Genomic DNA, 15,692 nt, shown 5'->3' on the forward strand with positions numbered 1-15,692 from the left:
AGGAATGGGCAATGAAGCGTCCGGGCGAGATGAAGCGCGAGTTTTCGGAAAATGACACCGCACCGCTTTATGCCGGCGTCAAACAGATGATCCTCGATCGCATTCACAGCGGCGAATGGCCGCCGAAGCATCGCGTGCCTTCCGAGAACGAGCTCGTCGTCGAGCTCGGCGTCAGCAAGATGACCGCCAATCGGGCGTTGCGCGAGCTTGCCAGCGAGGGTGAGCTGGTGCGCATCCAGGGTGTCGGTTCGTTTGTTGCGGAGCGCAAAGGCTATTCTGCGCTTTTTGAAGTGCGTAATATTGCTGATGAGATTGCCGAGCGCGGAAACGCGCATGAGGCAGCGGTCATTGTTCTTGCGAAAGAAACCGCCTCCCCGGAAGTGGCTGACGCGCTGGAGCTCGAAATCGGCGGCTTTGTCTTCCACTCGCTCATCGTTCACAGTGAAAACGGCGTTCCGGTGCAAATCGAAGACCGCTTCGTCAACCCGTCGGCGGCGCCGAATTACCTGGAGCAAGACTTCTCTTCAGTGACGCCGAATGCTTATCTCACGGCCGCAGCGCCATTGAGTGGATCCGAGCACGTCGTCGAGGCGGCAATGCCGAGAAGCTGGGAATGCAAGCTGTTGATGATCTTGAAAACGGAACCCTGCCTTGCGATCCGGCGACGGACCTGGTCGGGCAAGAAGATTGTCTCGACTGCCAGACTTGTCTATCCGGGGCACCGCTATCGGCTGGAAGCGCGCAGCGGCAGGATGGTTGACGAATAGGGTATCTGAGTTCCATATGGAAGTTAACGTGGGCAACTCGGAGGTGAAGGGTTCGGAGCGCCTCCGCCTTGGGGCCAATCAGCCATCAGTGCCTTGTAATGCCTTCAACGTCAGCCTGAGATGGTGTTCTGCGAAGGCATAGGTCACGTCGGGTGATATCGTCGAATTTGCTGATGGGCGGGAGCGGCATCAAAAACCGCTCCGCCCTCCCGGAAAATACATTTCTGCGCTGCGGAACATGCCTGCGCGACCCGACGATCCTGAGCCCGCCGCCCTTCGCCCTGCCGATCACCCTCTCATGATAGGCTGCGAGGCGATTGTTGCGCATTGACAAGTCGTACACTGGCCCGTCGCAATCGCCTCAGGGGGCCATCTTCTCACGGCTCTCGGCGCACTTCCGGCAGGCGTCGACGCAGCTCTGCATGTCGCCGATCCGTTCGCAGTCTTCGGCGCACGGAACGCAGATTTCGGCACATTCCCGGCGGACATGCTTGTGGTGCTGAGAGCCGATTAAACACAGGCTCCGACTGCATTGGTAATATCGTTGCTGCGCCAAGAGCCGCGATGAATGGGCGCGAGATCAATCATGGTCAGAAAGAACGGCTCCCATTGACGTTACCGCCGTTGGAAGCACTAGCCTGTGCACAACGTGGTATTCGCGCCATATAAAGGACTCGAACATCGACAACAGATAGGTCCTAATTGAAATCGGGCTGCTTTGCATGTAGCTCGTTGGGAATGGGCAAGATGTACCGAATCACAATGAGCAGGCTGCTCGTGATGATGCGGCTGGTGGTCATCGTATCACTGGCGGGGTACTCGCTGTCGAACGCCAACGCGGCGATGCACGGCTCCTCGTTCCCCGAACTGGAAGCCGTCGCCTCGGACGTGACGCCGTCTCACGAGGGCCACGACGTGGCGGACATGGCCCATCATGACCACTCGCATGGCGACATCTCCGATAGAGCCGATGGTGTATCGAAGCTGGTCAAGCAGGAATGCTGCAGCGATTTCTGCGGCGGGCTTGGCATGATTTGTGAAGGCCCCGACGTCGGCGGACCCGTCGAGATTTCCATCCGGCAGTTCGTCGACGACCGGACGACGCTTGGCGAACTGCCGCCCCTCCACCGTCCCCCGAATATCTGAATAGAGACGCGCCCGCTTGATCGGGTCCAGCCGGACACCTGCCTTCGTGCGGTGGGTGCCCCGTAGGCAATCTCTTATTCGGAAATTTCATAATGAAACCCTCGCTTTTCGTGGTGGGGCTGCCGCTTGTTATCGGCGGCTGCGCATCCACACTTCCTCCCGACGTGGTAAGTCCTCCGCCGCAGTCGAACAGCCGTCCGCGCGCCCGGTCGCATACCGGTCGCCGATCTCGGCCTACGTCGCCAGGCAGCCCGTCGACCCCAAGCCGTGGCGCAGACAGAACGATCTGCAGTCTCCAGCCAATGGAGACGCCTCATGATCGAGCCTAGAAGAACGATGGTGGCGCTGGTATTCCCGCTGGTGCTGAGCGGCTGCGTCACGGGCGCAGAGTATTCCAGCAAGGAAGCCGGCTTCACCTCCGTTTCAAACAAGACCGCCGCTGTCACGGCGAAGCAGACCGTCTGGATCCAGAACCAAAACCAGGCCCGGTCGGCAGCCGCGCAGGTAAGAAGCCTACTCGCTGGAAAGAAGGCCCTCGACGTCGAGACGGCCGTCCAGGTCGCCCTGCTCAACAACAGGGGCCTCCAGGCGACCTACGGCGATCTTGGCGACAGCGCCGCCGACGCCTGGCAGTCGACGATGTTCATCAACCCGACCGTCTCCATCGGCACGACTGGCATGGGGACGCCGGAACTGGAGGCGTTCAAGACCATCGAAGGGATGATCACGACGAACATCCTAGCACTCGCGACGAGGAACCGGGACGTGGCGATCGCCGACACCCGCTTCCGGCAGGCGCAGTTGACCGCGGCCGTGAAAACGCTCCAGGTCGCCGCCGACACGCGGCGTGCCTGGATCGGCGCGGTGGCAGCCTGGGAGAACGTCGGGCAGCTCCAGCGCGCCCAGGCGACGGCGGACGCCGCTTCCGAGCTCGCGGAGAAGCTGGGCGAGACCGGCTCGATGACCAAGGGCGCCCAGGCCCGCGAACATGTGTTCGTCGCCGAACTCGCCGGAGAGACCGCGAAAGCCCGCCTGGCGGCCCGTCTCGCCAAGGAGGAGCTGACACGGCTCATGGGCCTTTGGGGCACGGACCTGGACTACCAGGTTCCAAACAGCCTGCCTCCCCTTCCAAAGTCCGTCGTCAGGCGCGACACCATCGAGGCCGAAGCACTCCGAAATCGGATAGACCTCCAGGTGGCGAAGCTCGAACTCGAGGCAACTGCCAGATCCTACGGCCTCACCGAGGCGACGCGCTACGTCACCGACCTCGAAATCCTGACCGGTTTCGAAACCGAACGGGAAATCGAGGACGACGAGAAGAAGACCAGGACGACCGCCCAGGTCGAACTGGAGTTCGCAATCCCGATCTTCGACACCGGCAAGGCCCGGATGCGCAAGGCCGAGGCGGCGTACATGCGGGCGGCGAACCAGCTCGCGGAGAAGGCCGTCAACGTCCGCTCGGAAGCGCGCTCCGCCTACGAGGCCTACCGCTCGAATTACGACATCGCGCGGCACTACCGCAACGCCGTCGTGCCGTTGCGCACCAAGGTCGAGGAGGAATCCCTGCTGACCTACAACGGCATGATCACCAACACCTTCGAGCTGCTCACCGACACCCGCGACAAGATCAACTCCATCCTGCTCTCCGTCAACGCGAAGCGAGACTTCTGGCTGGCCGAAGCCAACCTCGCGCCAGCCATCTATGGCGGCGGTGCGACGAACGCGTCGGCAGAGACCGAGGTCGCCGCTGCTCCCGAAAGCAGCGGTGGCGGCGGCCATTGAGAAAGGACATCACCATGTTCAACAGACGACAACTGTTCGGTGCGAGCGCGGCCCTCCTTTCGACGGCCGCCTGGACAAAGACGTCGGCAATGGGCTTGCCGGACGCACCAACGATGGCATCGGCGGACATGCAGCCACCGCTCCACCCAAGCTCGGGTCCAGACTATCAGCCAGTCGTCACCCTCAACGGCTGGACCCTGCCCCACCGGATGAACAACGGCGTCAAGGAGTTCCACCTCGTCGCCGAGCCGGTCGAGCGTGAGATGGCCGACGGCATGACGGCCTATCTTTGGGGTTACAACGGCCAGTCTCCTGGCCCGACCATCGAAGCCGTCGAAGGAGATCGCGTGCGAATCTTCGTGACAAACAAGTTGCCGGAGCACACGACGATCCATTGGCACGGCATGCTCGTGCCGTCGGGCATGGACGGCGTCGGTGGATTGACGCAGCCGCACATTCCGGTCGGCAAGACCTACGTCTACGAGTTCGACCTCGTGAAGTCCGGCACGTTCATGTACCACCCGCATTCCGACGAGATGGTGCAGATGGCCATGGGCATGATGGGCTTCTTCGTCGTCCATCCAAAGGACCCGAAGTTCATGCGCGTCGACCGCGACTTCGTCTTTCTGCTCAACGCCTACGACATCGATCCTGGATCGTACGTGCCGCGCATCATGGAGATGACCGATTTCAACATGTGGTGCTGGAACAGCCGCGTGTTTCCGGACATCAGCCCGCTCGTCGTTTCCAAGAACGACAGGGTGCGGGTCCGCGTCGGGAACCTGACTATGACGAACCATCCAATCCACATGCATGGCTACGACTTCGAGGTGACGTGCACCGACGGCGGCTGGGTGCGGCCGGAGGCGCGGTGGCCGGAGGTGAGCATCGACATCCCTGTTGGTGCGATGCGGGCCTATGAGTTCGACGCCAAGTACCTCGGCGACTGGGCGATTCACTGCCACAAGTCGCACCACACGATGAACGCCATGGGTCACGACATCCCGACCTTCATCGGGGCCGACAAGTCGAAGGTCGCCGAGAAGATCAAGAAGCTGCAGCCGGAATACATGCCCATGGGCACCAAGGGCATGGCCGACATGGGCGAAATGGAAATGCCCATTCCCGAGAATACCATTCCGATGATGACCGGCTGGGGGCCGCACGGCCCCATCGAGATGGGTGGCATGTTCTCGGTCGTGAAGGTCCGCGAAGGCATCTCGGCGGGCGATTACTCCGACCCGGGCTGGTACGAAAACCCGCCCGGGACCCAGGCTTGGGAGTGGACCGGCGAACTGCCGGACGCGACCAAGGCCAAGGACGCGAAAACGCAAATCACGCCCAAGCCGACAAACGGCTGAGGCTCAATCTTCCACATCAAAAAGGATTTACCCATGAAGAACTATGTATTGGCACTGGCGCTGGTCGCCCTCGCAACCCCAGCCCTGGCTACCGGCAATCATGCCGGCGGTCACGGTGAAAAAATGGCTGTCGGAGAGCCCGGCGACAAGGCGAAGGCGACGCAGACGATCCGCGTCACGATGAAGGAAACCGACGACGGGAAGATGATCTTCACCCCCGCCGTCTTCAACGTCCGCAAGGGGCAGACGGTCAAGATCGCGATCAAGAATGCCGGAGCCGTCGACCACGAGTTCGTGCTCGATCAGGAAGACAAGATTCTCGAGCATAAGGCAGTCATGGAGAAGTTCCCCGAGATGGAACATGACGATCCGAATTCGATCCGCCTTCCGGCCGGTCAATCCGGTGAGATCGTCTGGAAGTTCACCACCGACGGCGAGTTCAAGTTCGCCTGCCTGATCCCCGGCCACTATGAAGCCGGCATGCACGGCGACGTCACCGTCGCTGGCAAGTAATCCGTAAAAAGGAGTCACAAGCATGAAAACTGCAATGATCAAGATCGGCATCGCCGCCCTGCTCTCCGCCAGCGCGGCCTTCGGTGCGTTTGCCCAGGAATTCACCAAAGGCGTCGTCAACAAGATCGACGCCAAGGCGAAGAAGGTCACCATCAAGCATGAAGACCTGAAGAGCCTCGACATGCCGGCGATGACGATGGTCTTCCGCGTTGAAAACGCGGCTCTGCTCGAAAAGCTGAAGGAAGGTTCGAACATCGAGTTCGTTGCCGAACGCGTGAATGGCAAGCTGACCGTCACCGAGGTAAAATAGCGGATCCGTGCCGCCCGGATCCGCCCGGGCGGCAGGACATCGAGGAGTGGAGACGATGCACAGGAGAAGCTTCATAGCATTGGCGGCATCCGCCCTGGCGTTCGTTGGTGGAGGGGTCCGCGCCGCGGCCCCGTCGAAGATGACGGTCTACAAGGATCCGAACTGCGGCTGCTGTCATGAATGGTCGAAGGCGATGGCCGCGGCAGGATTTTCCGTCGACACCCGCGACACCGACGACCTTGCCGCGGTCAAGGCGCGGCTTGGCGTGCCTGCCGCCGTGGAGGGATGCCACACTGCCATCGTCGAGGAATACTACCTTGAGGGGCATGTTCCGCTTGAGGCCGTTCAACGCCTGCTGCGGGAGCGGCCGCCGGTCCGAGGGCTGGCCGTGCCGGGCATGCCACCTGGCTCGTTGGGGATGGGAGACGACCCGCAGGCGTCCTATGACGTCTATGCGATCCCTTCGGGAACCGGCGCACCATACCTATTCATGGAAGTCCGCCCCCGGAAGGTCTGACGTCGCGATCGACCGGACCGCGCCGAGCGCTCAGGGCAGCGCAGAGCGCAACCGTGAGATCTTGCTTCCAGTCGATTATGCATGCATCCCGTCGGTTCGGGCACCGAAACATCGACCGCATGTCAGCGGAAATGATCCATAGCGCGCGAGCGGCGCATGCTTGCGTCCACCACCGTACCTCGCTAGAGCTTATCGAGCGGCTGCCGCCGAACGAAGCGATGTGGAAGACGCGGACGGACGACATGAGTGCGGATTGTGCAAAGGATCGGGGACAAAGGATCGGGCGTATCTCCCGCTTCCGTGGTCAATGCGGGCCGATCCTATCATGTCCGCGGAGGCTCCGAGGCTCCAATCAGCCGGTCGGCTGCTTGGTCTTCCTGAGATAAGGAAGGACGGTGTCGAAAGAGCCGAAGCGCGAGATCGCGTCATCGTTCGAAACCGCAGCCGTGATGATGACGTCTTCCCCTTGCTGCCAGTTAGCAGGTGTCGCTACCTGATGCTTGGCCGTCAACTGGATGGAGTCGATGGCACGCAGGATGTTCTATAGTTCGCAACGCGGAAAAGTGATCGCGGCTGGCCTGTTTGATAAGCATGTTCGATCCGAATTCGTGTCTCGTGGGCAACGGGGAGATTGGCACATTTTGGTGAAGGGCTGGTTTCAAGAGCGGCATTTATTTGTTGATTTGACAGCTTATACTATCGCGCTCAAGTTGATCTATTGGTGCGCCACATGCACCGGGTAGATGGAGGAAGCGATGAGACCGATAAATCGCAGATCGACACTTGCCTTTTGTACTACAGTTGCAGCAGTTCTGACCGTATGTGGAGGTTCGGCATTCGGGCAGCACACAGGCGTGACACTGCTTAGGCCCGATAAGCTGGCATGGCAGGATGATCCGGGCCTGCCGAAAGGGGCTCAAATCGCCATTTTGTTGGGCGATCCGACGAAAGCTGGCGACGTGGTCGTTCTGCGCGCCAAGTTTCCGGCCAACTATCAGGTGCCGCCCCATACTCATCCACATGCCGAGGCCGTCACCCTGATCAGCGGTAGCATTGGCTTTGGTGTTGGCGAAAAGGTCGAAAAGACTGGCGACCTGATCAAACCGGGAGCGTTTTTCGCGCAGCCAGCAAATCACGCCCACTATGGCTGGACAGGAGACCAAGAGGCCATCATCGAAGTCCATTTTGTGGGACCGGGAGGGATCACTTACATCAACCCGGCTGACGATCCGCGCAAGAAGTGAAATGCTGTTCAGCCGGTTACTTTGCACCGCTGATCGCTCGAATAGGAGCGCAAGCTTTACATCGCGCGGATAAATGCGACCGTAAACAAATGGAAGGCAACCGGCAGAAGCAGGCTTCCTTCCGCCGTCGCAATTGACTCTGAGTTATCCGACGACATCGCTGGTCAAGTCCCGTCCGATTTTCAACGGTCAACGAAGGGAGGAATTCATGGAAACCAAGGTCAACGAGATTGCCGACGGCATCTATCGACTTTCGACGTTTGTTGAGGAGATTGCGCCGCCGGCAGGTTTCACCTTCAACCAGTTCCTTGTCCTCGGAGACGAACCCTTGCTGTTCCACACGGGTCTGCGGCGGATGTTCCCCCTCGTCCGCTCGGCGATCAGCAGGCTTATTCCGGCCGAACGGCTGCGCTGGATCACGTTCGGCCACTACGAAGCCGACGAGTGCGGGGCGATGAACGAATGGCTCGCGGTCGCACCGCAGTCCGAGGTCGCCCACGGCGAAACGGGCTGTCTGGTCACGCTGAACGATGTGGCTGACCGCGCACCGCACATCCTGCAGAACGGTGAAGTGATTGATCTGGGCAAGGGCAAGCGTGTTCGATACCTCGATACGCCGCATATTCCTCATGGTTGGGAAGCTGGCATATTTTACGAAGAGGCGACCGGAACCCTGCTGTGCGGCGATCTCTTCACCCAGGTTGGCAACGGTCCCGCATTGACGGAATCCGATATCGTCGGGCCCGCAATCGTGGCCGAGGACATGTTCCAGTATTCCAGCCTTAACCCCGGCATGGGCGCGACGATCCGCCGTCTTGCCGAGTTCTCTCCGCGCACCTTGGCACTCATGCACGGTCCCTCCTTTTCCGGTGATGGCGCGGCTGCACTGCACGCCCTTGCGGATAGCTACGACCAACGCATTTCCAGTTACGCTGTAGGTTAAGCGCAGTTGCGTGCATCGTCGCGGGCCACCCCACGGGGGTTGACTTGTTAACTATGGGGACGAAGCCGATCGGGCAGAGCCGCTACCTCGTGCCGACGACTACGGTTGCCGTCGAATGCAGGTGAAAACTTTTCCATTGATTGCCGATGGGATCGGTAAAGGTCCGGTGATGGCGGCCGAAAGCAATCAGGACTCGATTTAAGGGAACATGCAGTCACGAAATCTGCAGTTGTTGGGATATCGTGTTGTCCAGACCGTTCCGGCGGACGCGAGGCCCCGCACACGCCCGGCTACCTGGTCTGGCAAAATTTGGGGAGCGTTCACGATCAACAAACTGCGTTTTACGCGCGGGGCGATGCGACACCGCGAATGGGCCATTATTGAAAGAAAGCTTTCCTGCTAATGCATAATTCCTCGAATCAAGATCGATTTTAAGGTAAAATTACGCAGCGCATTTAAAGGGCTGCAGCGTCCTTGCGCGCCGTATTCGACGCGGGGCGCTGTAGAGGAAAGGTGAGGCCAATGAAAAGGTTAGCAATCGTTACCCTGTCGCTGGTGACGGCGCTGACGAGCGTCCCGCCGGCCATGGCGTTTCCCACCGTTGCCGTGCCGAAGATCGAAGTCCCAGAGGCGCAGCCGGTCCAGTACAGGCGTTACCGTGGCGGCTACAACCGTGGATACCGGGGCGGCTATCGAGGCTACCGCGGGCATAGACACCACAATGGTGACGACGATTGGGCTTGGGCACTCGGCGGGCTCGCGACCGGCGCAGTTATCGGCGGATTGCTGGCGCAGCCGAGGTATTATGGCCCCAGCTACTACGATCAGGGCTACTACGGGCCGACCTATTACCGTCCGCGCTACTACGCGCCACGCTATTACCGCCAGGTCTATTCTGGCGGCAACGCACATACGCGCTGGTGCTATGCGCGCTACCGGTCCTACAGGGCTTACGACAACACGTTCCAGCCCTTCAACGGTTCGCGACGCGCGTGCGCCTCACCCTACTATTGATTGCGGGCGTACTTGGCGATCCACTTTGCTTGGCGTCTTTCAGGACGCGCAGTCGCGAGAATGTCGTCAAAGAGTGGTGGATGCGCAAATCATTTCCCCTACGCCCCGTAAGCATTAACGGCGCGAGCGGCGCATGCGACGATCGCCGCTTCCGTTCGGCGCGGACGAGATCAACCTCCTTCGATGGCATAAAGGACGTTTCGATTCCCCCCGCTTCCAGACAACATCGCCAAGAGATCATCGACGATCTGCGCTTTTATGAGGAAATTGCCCCGCTGGGTTTTCATGATCGCCCGCGTTCTCAGCAACGCCGCCTCAAGCTTTGCAGCGACGGGGCTGGTGGCGCTGACAAGAGCGAAGGGTTCTTTTTCGCGATACCGAAGGGTATCCTTTATTGCCAGGCATCGCAGATCGCTCTTGTTGGCAACCCAGAGGTCGCCGCCATTTTTCTCGGCGTCAATGTCGACAGCTAGCACGACAGCGCCAAAGCGGACGATCTAGCCAAGATTGACTTGGGTCGTTTCGATGTCACTCGTAATCTGAACGTCGCATATGACTATGCATTCCAGACCGGAGCACACTGGATTTTCGGGTTGGACGAGGATTTCGAGATCGCTGCGTTTGGACAAGGGGTCAATTACTGCTCGTTCGAGGGCGCGGTCTCCCCTTACCATTACGATGACAGCAAAGTGCGGCACGTCGTGGACATGGCGCTCGGGCGCTTCAAGCTTGAACGGGAAGACGATCTTACAATCCGTGAACTCGCTCTTCTTGCTGGCATGACAGAAGCCGCAGTTCGAAACTCCCTGAGCAAGGAATCGATCGAGACACAGGGCAAACCCGCAAAGGTTTCGAGTGATATCGCAGTGATGTGGCTCCAAGGGCGGCGTGGGTTTAAAGGCTTATCCCGTTCGCACAGGGACACACCGCCTTTTGTGTATGAGCGATCTCTAAATCGAGATTACAAGGACGGTTGATTCAACTTATCGTAGGCGCGAGCGCGCATGAGATTCCGTTGCGCAGGAACACTGCGCAGATTCGCCAGCTTGTGTCGCGTCACGCCGCCATCTCTTCTTTGTCGTCCACGGGCGAGGAACCCCAGCCGCGATGCCGCTGGCTATGTTGTAAAGCGCGCGTCAACTGTCGGCACTGCAAGGCCACAGACGAGCGCCGGGTCGAGACGTAGGCCGCATGATTCGACCATACGGCGCGAAACCGTGTTGTCGGCGTGCACGAACTCGACGACTGCGTTTGCGCCCAGGCCTTCGACCGCCGCCATGATCGCCAGCGCGTTGATAGAGCGGCCGAGGCCGCGTCCACGCCGCTGCGCCGCCACCGTGATCAGCCCCACCCACGCGGTACTTCGATGTCTGCTGTGGGAATTGAAGGCCATGTTCGCATGTGCCGTTGCGGCGATGTGGCCATCGACATCGGCGAACGCGATCGTGGCTGCGGGCACCACCTTGCCGATCAGCATCGCGCCGGAGAACGGCGCGATGCCATTTTCAGCCATGCAGGTTTGAATAAGCCTGATCGCCTCGTCTGGGGAGTGATCGGTCAGGTCGACGTGTGTCAGGCCATCGGGCAGATCAGCTTCCAAAATTGACGTGCAGGCGGCGATTGCCGTGTCTCGATCGGCGCTAAAGACGCTCCACATGTCGAGCCGATAGGACGATCCCAGCTGCTCGCGGATTTCGTCGATCCGAGTGGTCGGCATCATGCGAAATCCGAACACACCGTCGCTCGCGAGGCGGTCTTCGACAAAAGCCCAGTCGATGCGGTCGATGTCATCGACGGAGAAGAACCTTCCCGCCTGCACAAGGCCGGGCGTGGCCGCAATCATCGACTGCGCCTCGTCACTTTGCCGCTGGAGACGTTGCTGTTTCTCAGTGCCGTAGTAGTTCATCGCCCCTCGCATTGATCCTGGTCGGCCGCCTGATACCGACAGCCGGACGGTCCACGGCGCGCGCACATGCTTGCTGCATTCAGTCGGGGTCCAGCGGTCCGCGCATTCACGCGCTCCCATTCGAACCAAAGGAACATCTAAGCCTAGCAGATTCACTGGGTCGTGTCGCGTCACGCTGCGATTGCAGTCTTGTCGTTCACAGACGACTTCTTTCGCGACCCCGTGATTTTCGATCCGGTGGGGATATGGCGCAGATATCCGGCCGCGATCTCGTCGGGCGACAGGCTCGGCGGGTGGACGTATCTGCGGGTGTTTCTCACCTCGCCCGACCGCCTCGGCGGTAGCGCCGGGCGCTTCGGCCGCCGCCGGAAATACCTGTGACGCTTCTCCTCACGACGGACCTCGTCGAGGGCGTCGAAGATATCGCAGCGGTTCTCGAAGGCGTATTTCTCGGCACGCTTCAGGCACTCTGGATCGACCAAGTCGAGAATCTGGTCGCGATGGTCGTGCTTCCACTGCCGCGTGTCGCCGACGATGCCACGCCAGGTTCGTCTCGTCGATCTCGACGACGCCCCGCAGCGGCTTCCGATCCGGATCGACCATGGCGCGGCGGAGCTTGTGGAGCAGCAGCCAGGCGGCCTTGTAGCTGCCCAGCCCGAGCTTGGCCTGGAGCTGCAGTGCCGACATGCCGTTCGAATGCGTCGCGACGAGATAGGCGGCGCTAGGTTCTCAAGGAATTTTTTGTCGCAAAACTCCCTCGCAGATGTCGGCGTTTCGCTACCGACTTTTGCGGCAGCTTAATGACCGCAAAGGGCCGAGAGGCTACCTCGACCATATTCGGAACGCGCCAAATGCGGTCATGAGCTAGGCCGTCTCAGAAACAGGTCAAACCATCGAAAGGATGGGAATGACTGTCGGATGAGCAAATGGTGTCATGGAGTTGACATTTCCTATCGCAATCCAAGCTAGATCGGTGTGTTCCTCTCCCATCAATCGCGGAGCGCCACCTGACCATTCGGTGACTGCATATACCTGGTATCTTATATTTTCACAGTCGGGAGTCGCCACGTCAGCGAAGGTTTTCAGGTGCCGAACGTTAGTTGGGGTTATGCCGACTTCCTCCTGCGCCTCCCTAACAAGAGCGGCATCGGCAATCTCCCCTACTTCGACGTGGCCGCCGACTAAATCCCAATGCTCCGGATATTGCCGCTTATGGGCGGCGCGTCTCACCAACAGTACCTGGCCGTCGTGGATGAATGCTGCGAGAACGATAGTTGTCATAATCCCTCCGTCGCTTTCGGCTGGCCGACACCGTACTATCCATGTGGAGATATTTGCAGGTTTTTGCGAACGGCCGCAATGGGAGGCCGGAAGAAGACCTCATTCATGACCGGATCGCGCCTTTTGCGGTCATCGATCAGATGGGTCTGCATCTTTTGCTTTAAGTCGCATGAGACCTGCTTCGGTCGGTCGGAAACCACAATTTCTGTAGAACGAAGTTAAATGCGGTTCGAAATCGACATGCAGCCATCCTGCCCCGCGATCTCGGGCTATTCTGGCTGCTTCCCTCACCAGTTGCGTAGCGATGCCTTTTCGACGCATGCGCGGGTGAACGCAGGTATCGAGGATGAAAGCGTGTGTACCGCCATCCCAAGCAATGTTGACAAAGCCAATGAGATGTTCGCCGTCATAAGCCCCGAGATGCGCAAGGCTTCGCGCTAAGATTCTGCCGAAGTCTTTTCTCTCACGACTACCCCAAGCTTCTGCCCAAAGGTCATTCAGTTCGTCATGCGACGGGAATGGATTAATAAGGACTGTAACCATTTCACCGTCTCCGAGGTGACTAGAAACGAAGATGAGCATCGAGAATATTGCAATCCGACATCCATAGAATGACCGCAAATAGGCCCGACGGCGGTCCTGGCCAGGGACAAGCCCATACCGGAGCCCGCTTCTGCATGACGGTTCGCTCCGAGGCGGCCCAGCGAAACCAGAATTGCTTCAGGTCGGAACGAATCGTCTCCGAAACAATTGATTCGCGACTCAGTGATTCGGAGTAAAGTGTCATGGTCGGCCACCGCGCACAGTGGAAAGGATTCATAAAATTCGGCGAAGTGAGTTGCGGGGTCGGTCTCTATACGGCCACGAGCACCTCAGAGCGCATTGCCTTTAATACTGTCAACAAGGCGACCGGTAATCGCGTGAACCGACTGTTCATCGACGGCGAAACAGGTGATCCCGTGCCGCGCGAAGCCCAGGTCAAGGGGTTCGAGATCGAGAACGGCCAGTACATCATGATCGATCCCGAGGAAGTTGCGGCGGTCATTCCGGAGAGCAACAAGACCCTGGAGATCGAGGCCTTCATCCCCTGCTCCGACGTCGACGACGTCTATTTCGACAAGCCATATTACCTCACGCCGAGCGACAAAGTCTCGGAAGATGCCTTCGCCGCCCTGCGAGACGGCATGCGGAAGTCGAATGTCGCCGCTATCGCGCAAACTGTTCTCTTTCGCCGGATGCGGACCGTGCTCATCCGCCCTCATGGAAGAGGGCTGATCGCAACCACCATGCATTACGACTACGAAGTCCGATCCTCGGAAAAGGCTTTCGAGGAGATGCCGAAGATGAAGATTGCGGGCGAAATGCTCGATCTCGCCAAGCATATCATCTCAACCAAGAAGGGGACGTTCAATCCCGCTGAGTTCGACGACCGCTACGAGAATGCGGTTGCCGAACTGGTGAAGGCGAAGATGGAGGGCCGTGCGCTTCCGAAGAAGAAGCCGGTCAAGGTTTCCCAGCCGAACGACCTCCTTGCGGCTCTACGCGAGAGTGCGGGGATGATGAAGGCGGCCGACACGCCAAAACGGGCGGCTGCCAACGCGAATGCGAGCGCAGGCCGCCGTCGGGCATCACAACCGAAATCCCGTTCTGGCGCTGCCGCTCACCGCAAGGCCAGCTGAGGAGGATCGGTGATGGCACCACGCCCATACTGGAAGGGTTACCTGAAGCTTTCGCTGGTCACCTGCCCCGTTGCAATGTCCCCCGCTACGTCTGAATCCGAGAAAGTCAGGTTCCACACGCTGAATAAGGCGACCGGCAACCGTGTCGTATCGCAGTACGTCGACTCCGTTACCGGAAAGCCAGTGAAAGACGAAAACGAGGCGAAGGGATACGCCCGAGGTGAAAATGACTACATCATCCTGACGGACGATGATCTAGATACCGTGGCTCTTGAGACCGTACGCACAATCGATATCGAGAAATTCGTGCCACAAGATAGCATCGAGTGGGTCTATCTGGAGAAGCCGCACTACCTTATGCCTGATGACCCGGTCGGACACGAAGCGTTCGCGGTCATCCGCGATGCCATGGAAGCCGACAAAGTCGTCGGCGTCTCACGCCTGGTGATCGGCCGCCGCGAGCGGGCCGTCGTGCTTGAGCCACGCGGCGAAGGCATCGTTCTCTGGACACTACGCTTTGGCGACGAGGTAAGGCCGGAGGAAAGCTATTTCGAAGACATCGACGAAGAAGCAGACCCAGACTTGATCCCGCTCGTGCGGCAGCTCATCAAGCAGAAGACGAAGAAGTGGTCGCCTGCCATGGTGACCGATCCGATCCAGGAAAGCCTGCTGAAAATCATTGCCGAAAAGAAGAAAGCTATGAAGCCGAGGAAGAAGGCGGCGAAAGGCAAGGCTGAGCCTGAAGCGCCTAGCTCGAACGTGGTCAACATCATGGACGCTCTTCGGAAGAGCGTAGAGGCCGATCTTAGGGCGCGGAAGAAGGCATGATCATATTGGCGTCCAGCTCTGTATTGGTCGGCATAGGAGGTCCGCCCAGCCCCAGGGCGTCGATGGCCCTCAGTCCCAAGGGAGAAAGCTGAAGGTCAAACTAGCTCATACGCCTCGGCCCACGCTTTCGCGTGGAGACGACTTGCAGACGAGACGTTAGCTGAACCTTGGCAGGAACCCCGTTGTCAGAAAGACGATGCCCAGCACGATCAGCGGTAGCGGCATGACAATGCGCTGCCGTCCAATGAAGATTACGCCCCGAGACGCTTCGGAAAGCAAAGTAGTGGTCACAAACTCCGCGATCATCCTCCAATCTCCCTGTGAGCTCATAGCAAGTATCCATTGCGCGTAGCGGTTGACACGCTAGCATGCGGTTTGGAGTATTTAGGGGTACATCGTCT

18 protein-coding genes and 4 pseudogenes are annotated in these 15,692 nt (G+C 59.4%); 15 read left to right on the forward strand and 7 right to left on the reverse strand.

The features are described 5' to 3' along the window. Nucleotides 1-11 precede the first annotated feature (11 nt). The gene (hutC, locus tag QA644_RS28150; protein WP_239600493.1) at nt 12-767 is read left to right on the forward strand and encodes a histidine utilization repressor; all 756 of its coding nucleotides are present in this window, start codon (nt 12-14) and stop codon (nt 765-767) included. Nucleotides 768-1,128: 361 nt separating this feature from the next. On the opposite strand, the pseudogene QA644_RS28155 reads toward hutC, so the two are convergent. Further along, nucleotides 1,129-1,281, reverse strand: a pseudogene (locus tag QA644_RS28155) (four-helix bundle copper-binding protein); the annotation flags it as partial. Between the two features lie 224 nt (nt 1,282-1,505). Between QA644_RS28155 and QA644_RS28160 the strand changes: the two are divergent. From QA644_RS28160 to QA644_RS28190, 7 genes and pseudogenes are all read left to right on the forward strand, one after another. Continuing rightward, nucleotides 1,506-1,913, forward strand: coding sequence for a hypothetical protein (locus QA644_RS28160; RefSeq protein ID WP_283072589.1), 408 nt, complete (start codon nt 1,506-1,508; stop codon nt 1,911-1,913). 92 nt (nt 1,914-2,005) lie between these two features. Continuing rightward, a pseudogene (locus QA644_RS28165) lies at nt 2,006-2,232 on the forward strand (hypothetical protein). Next, the gene (locus QA644_RS28170) at nt 2,229-3,695 is read left to right on the forward strand and encodes a TolC family protein (RefSeq protein ID WP_283072590.1); all 1,467 of its coding nucleotides are present in this window, start codon (nt 2,229-2,231) and stop codon (nt 3,693-3,695) included. Before QA644_RS28165 ends, QA644_RS28170 begins: the two are co-directional and overlap by 4 nt. A 14-nt stretch (nt 3,696-3,709) precedes the next feature. Further along, on the forward strand, nt 3,710-5,056 hold the full coding sequence (locus QA644_RS28175; protein WP_283072591.1) for a copper oxidase: 1,347 nt from the start codon (nt 3,710-3,712) through the stop codon (nt 5,054-5,056). Nucleotides 5,057-5,089: 33 nt separating this feature from the next. Then, nucleotides 5,090-5,569, forward strand: coding sequence for a plastocyanin/azurin family copper-binding protein (locus tag QA644_RS28180; protein ID WP_283072592.1), 480 nt, complete (start codon nt 5,090-5,092; stop codon nt 5,567-5,569). A 22-nt stretch (nt 5,570-5,591) separates the two neighbouring features. Next, the gene (locus QA644_RS28185; RefSeq protein WP_194731007.1) at nt 5,592-5,879 is read left to right on the forward strand and encodes a copper-binding protein; all 288 of its coding nucleotides are present in this window, start codon (nt 5,592-5,594) and stop codon (nt 5,877-5,879) included. A 55-nt stretch (nt 5,880-5,934) separates the two neighbouring features. Further along, the gene (locus tag QA644_RS28190; RefSeq protein ID WP_283072593.1) at nt 5,935-6,396 is read left to right on the forward strand and encodes a DUF411 domain-containing protein; all 462 of its coding nucleotides are present in this window, start codon (nt 5,935-5,937) and stop codon (nt 6,394-6,396) included. A gap of 352 nt (nt 6,397-6,748) precedes the next feature. On the opposite strand, the pseudogene QA644_RS28195 reads toward QA644_RS28190, so the two are convergent. Next, nucleotides 6,749-6,934, reverse strand: a pseudogene (locus tag QA644_RS28195) (peroxiredoxin); the annotation flags it as partial. Between the two features lie 217 nt (nt 6,935-7,151). Here QA644_RS28195 and QA644_RS28200 point away from each other — a divergent pair. From QA644_RS28200 to QA644_RS28220, 5 genes are all read left to right on the forward strand, one after another. After that, nucleotides 7,152-7,640: a cupin domain-containing protein gene (locus tag QA644_RS28200; RefSeq protein ID WP_283072594.1), complete on the forward strand. Its 489-nt coding sequence runs from the start codon at nt 7,152-7,154 to the stop codon at nt 7,638-7,640. 208 nt (nt 7,641-7,848) lie between these two features. Next, nucleotides 7,849-8,583 (forward strand): MBL fold metallo-hydrolase, encoded by a 735-nt coding sequence (locus QA644_RS28205; RefSeq protein ID WP_283072595.1) that lies wholly within the window; start codon nt 7,849-7,851, stop codon nt 8,581-8,583. 522 nt (nt 8,584-9,105) lie between these two features. Beyond that, nucleotides 9,106-9,597 carry a BA14K family protein gene (locus QA644_RS28210; protein ID WP_283072596.1) on the forward strand — a complete coding sequence of 164 codons (492 nt, stop codon included), beginning with the start codon at nt 9,106-9,108 and terminating at the stop codon, nt 9,595-9,597. Nucleotides 9,598-9,677: 80 nt separating this feature from the next. Continuing rightward, on the forward strand, nt 9,678-10,070 hold the full coding sequence (locus QA644_RS28215; protein ID WP_283072597.1) for a hypothetical protein: 393 nt from the start codon (nt 9,678-9,680) through the stop codon (nt 10,068-10,070). A gap of 39 nt (nt 10,071-10,109) precedes the next feature. After that, nucleotides 10,110-10,574 (forward strand): hypothetical protein, encoded by a 465-nt coding sequence (locus QA644_RS28220; RefSeq protein WP_283072598.1) that lies wholly within the window; start codon nt 10,110-10,112, stop codon nt 10,572-10,574. Nucleotides 10,575-10,714: 140 nt separating this feature from the next. Here QA644_RS28220 and QA644_RS28225 read toward each other — a convergent pair whose 3' ends face one another. From QA644_RS28225 to QA644_RS28245, 5 genes and pseudogenes are all read right to left on the reverse strand, one after another. Next, nucleotides 10,715-11,503: a GNAT family N-acetyltransferase gene (locus tag QA644_RS28225; RefSeq protein WP_283072599.1), complete on the reverse strand. Its 789-nt coding sequence runs from the start codon at nt 11,501-11,503 to the stop codon at nt 10,715-10,717. A gap of 170 nt (nt 11,504-11,673) precedes the next feature. Then, complete coding sequence (locus tag QA644_RS28230) at nt 11,674-11,985, reverse strand: hypothetical protein (RefSeq protein WP_283072600.1); 312 nt, start codon at nt 11,983-11,985, stop codon at nt 11,674-11,676. 55 nt (nt 11,986-12,040) lie between these two features. After that, nucleotides 12,041-12,223, reverse strand: a pseudogene (locus QA644_RS28235) (IS1595 family transposase); the annotation flags it as partial. Between the two features lie 165 nt (nt 12,224-12,388). Beyond that, nucleotides 12,389-12,784: an NUDIX hydrolase gene (locus QA644_RS28240; RefSeq protein WP_283072601.1), complete on the reverse strand. Its 396-nt coding sequence runs from the start codon at nt 12,782-12,784 to the stop codon at nt 12,389-12,391. Between the two features lie 129 nt (nt 12,785-12,913). Further along, the gene (locus QA644_RS28245) at nt 12,914-13,327 is read right to left on the reverse strand and encodes a GNAT family N-acetyltransferase (RefSeq protein ID WP_283072602.1); all 414 of its coding nucleotides are present in this window, start codon (nt 13,325-13,327) and stop codon (nt 12,914-12,916) included. 242 nt (nt 13,328-13,569) lie between these two features. Here QA644_RS28245 and QA644_RS28250 point away from each other — a divergent pair, with 242 nt between their 5' ends. Together QA644_RS28250 and QA644_RS28255 are read left to right on the forward strand one after the other, a co-directional pair. Continuing rightward, on the forward strand, nt 13,570-14,463 hold the full coding sequence (locus QA644_RS28250; protein WP_283072603.1) for a Ku protein: 894 nt from the start codon (nt 13,570-13,572) through the stop codon (nt 14,461-14,463). 12 nt (nt 14,464-14,475) lie between these two features. Further along, on the forward strand, nt 14,476-15,291 hold the full coding sequence (locus QA644_RS28255; protein ID WP_283072604.1) for a Ku protein: 816 nt from the start codon (nt 14,476-14,478) through the stop codon (nt 15,289-15,291). Nucleotides 15,292-15,692: the final 401 nt, after the last annotated feature.

The sequence above is a fragment of the Rhizobium sp. CC1099 genome (assembly GCF_029714385.1).
Classification (GTDB): Bacteria; Pseudomonadota; Alphaproteobacteria; order Rhizobiales; family Rhizobiaceae; genus Rhizobium.

Bases quoted from the DNA above. Each gene is read 5' to 3' on its own strand.
- hutC (WP_239600493.1), top strand. From the start codon at position 12: ATGAAGCGTCCGGGCGAGATGAAGCGCGAGTTTTCGGAAAATGACACC.
- QA644_RS28160 (WP_283072589.1), top strand. From the start codon at position 1,506: ATGGGCAAGATGTACCGAATCACAATGAGCAGGCTGCTCGTGATGATG.
- QA644_RS28170 (WP_283072590.1), top strand. From the start codon at position 2,229: ATGATCGAGCCTAGAAGAACGATGGTGGCGCTGGTATTCCCGCTGGTG.
- QA644_RS28175 (WP_283072591.1), top strand. From the start codon at position 3,710: ATGTTCAACAGACGACAACTGTTCGGTGCGAGCGCGGCCCTCCTTTCG.
- QA644_RS28180 (WP_283072592.1), top strand. From the start codon at position 5,090: ATGAAGAACTATGTATTGGCACTGGCGCTGGTCGCCCTCGCAACCCCA.
- QA644_RS28185 (WP_194731007.1), top strand. From the start codon at position 5,592: ATGAAAACTGCAATGATCAAGATCGGCATCGCCGCCCTGCTCTCCGCC.
- QA644_RS28190 (WP_283072593.1), top strand. From the start codon at position 5,935: ATGCACAGGAGAAGCTTCATAGCATTGGCGGCATCCGCCCTGGCGTTC.
- QA644_RS28200 (WP_283072594.1), top strand. From the start codon at position 7,152: ATGAGACCGATAAATCGCAGATCGACACTTGCCTTTTGTACTACAGTT.
- QA644_RS28205 (WP_283072595.1), top strand. From the start codon at position 7,849: ATGGAAACCAAGGTCAACGAGATTGCCGACGGCATCTATCGACTTTCG.
- QA644_RS28210 (WP_283072596.1), top strand. From the start codon at position 9,106: ATGAAAAGGTTAGCAATCGTTACCCTGTCGCTGGTGACGGCGCTGACG.
- QA644_RS28215 (WP_283072597.1), top strand. From the start codon at position 9,678: ATGCGCAAATCATTTCCCCTACGCCCCGTAAGCATTAACGGCGCGAGC.
- QA644_RS28225 (WP_283072599.1), bottom strand. From the start codon at position 11,503: ATGAACTACTACGGCACTGAGAAACAGCAACGTCTCCAGCGGCAAAGT.
- QA644_RS28240 (WP_283072601.1), bottom strand. From the start codon at position 12,784: ATGACAACTATCGTTCTCGCAGCATTCATCCACGACGGCCAGGTACTG.
- QA644_RS28245 (WP_283072602.1), bottom strand. From the start codon at position 13,327: ATGGTTACAGTCCTTATTAATCCATTCCCGTCGCATGACGAACTGAAT.
- QA644_RS28250 (WP_283072603.1), top strand. From the start codon at position 13,570: ATGGTCGGCCACCGCGCACAGTGGAAAGGATTCATAAAATTCGGCGAA.
- QA644_RS28255 (WP_283072604.1), top strand. From the start codon at position 14,476: ATGGCACCACGCCCATACTGGAAGGGTTACCTGAAGCTTTCGCTGGTC.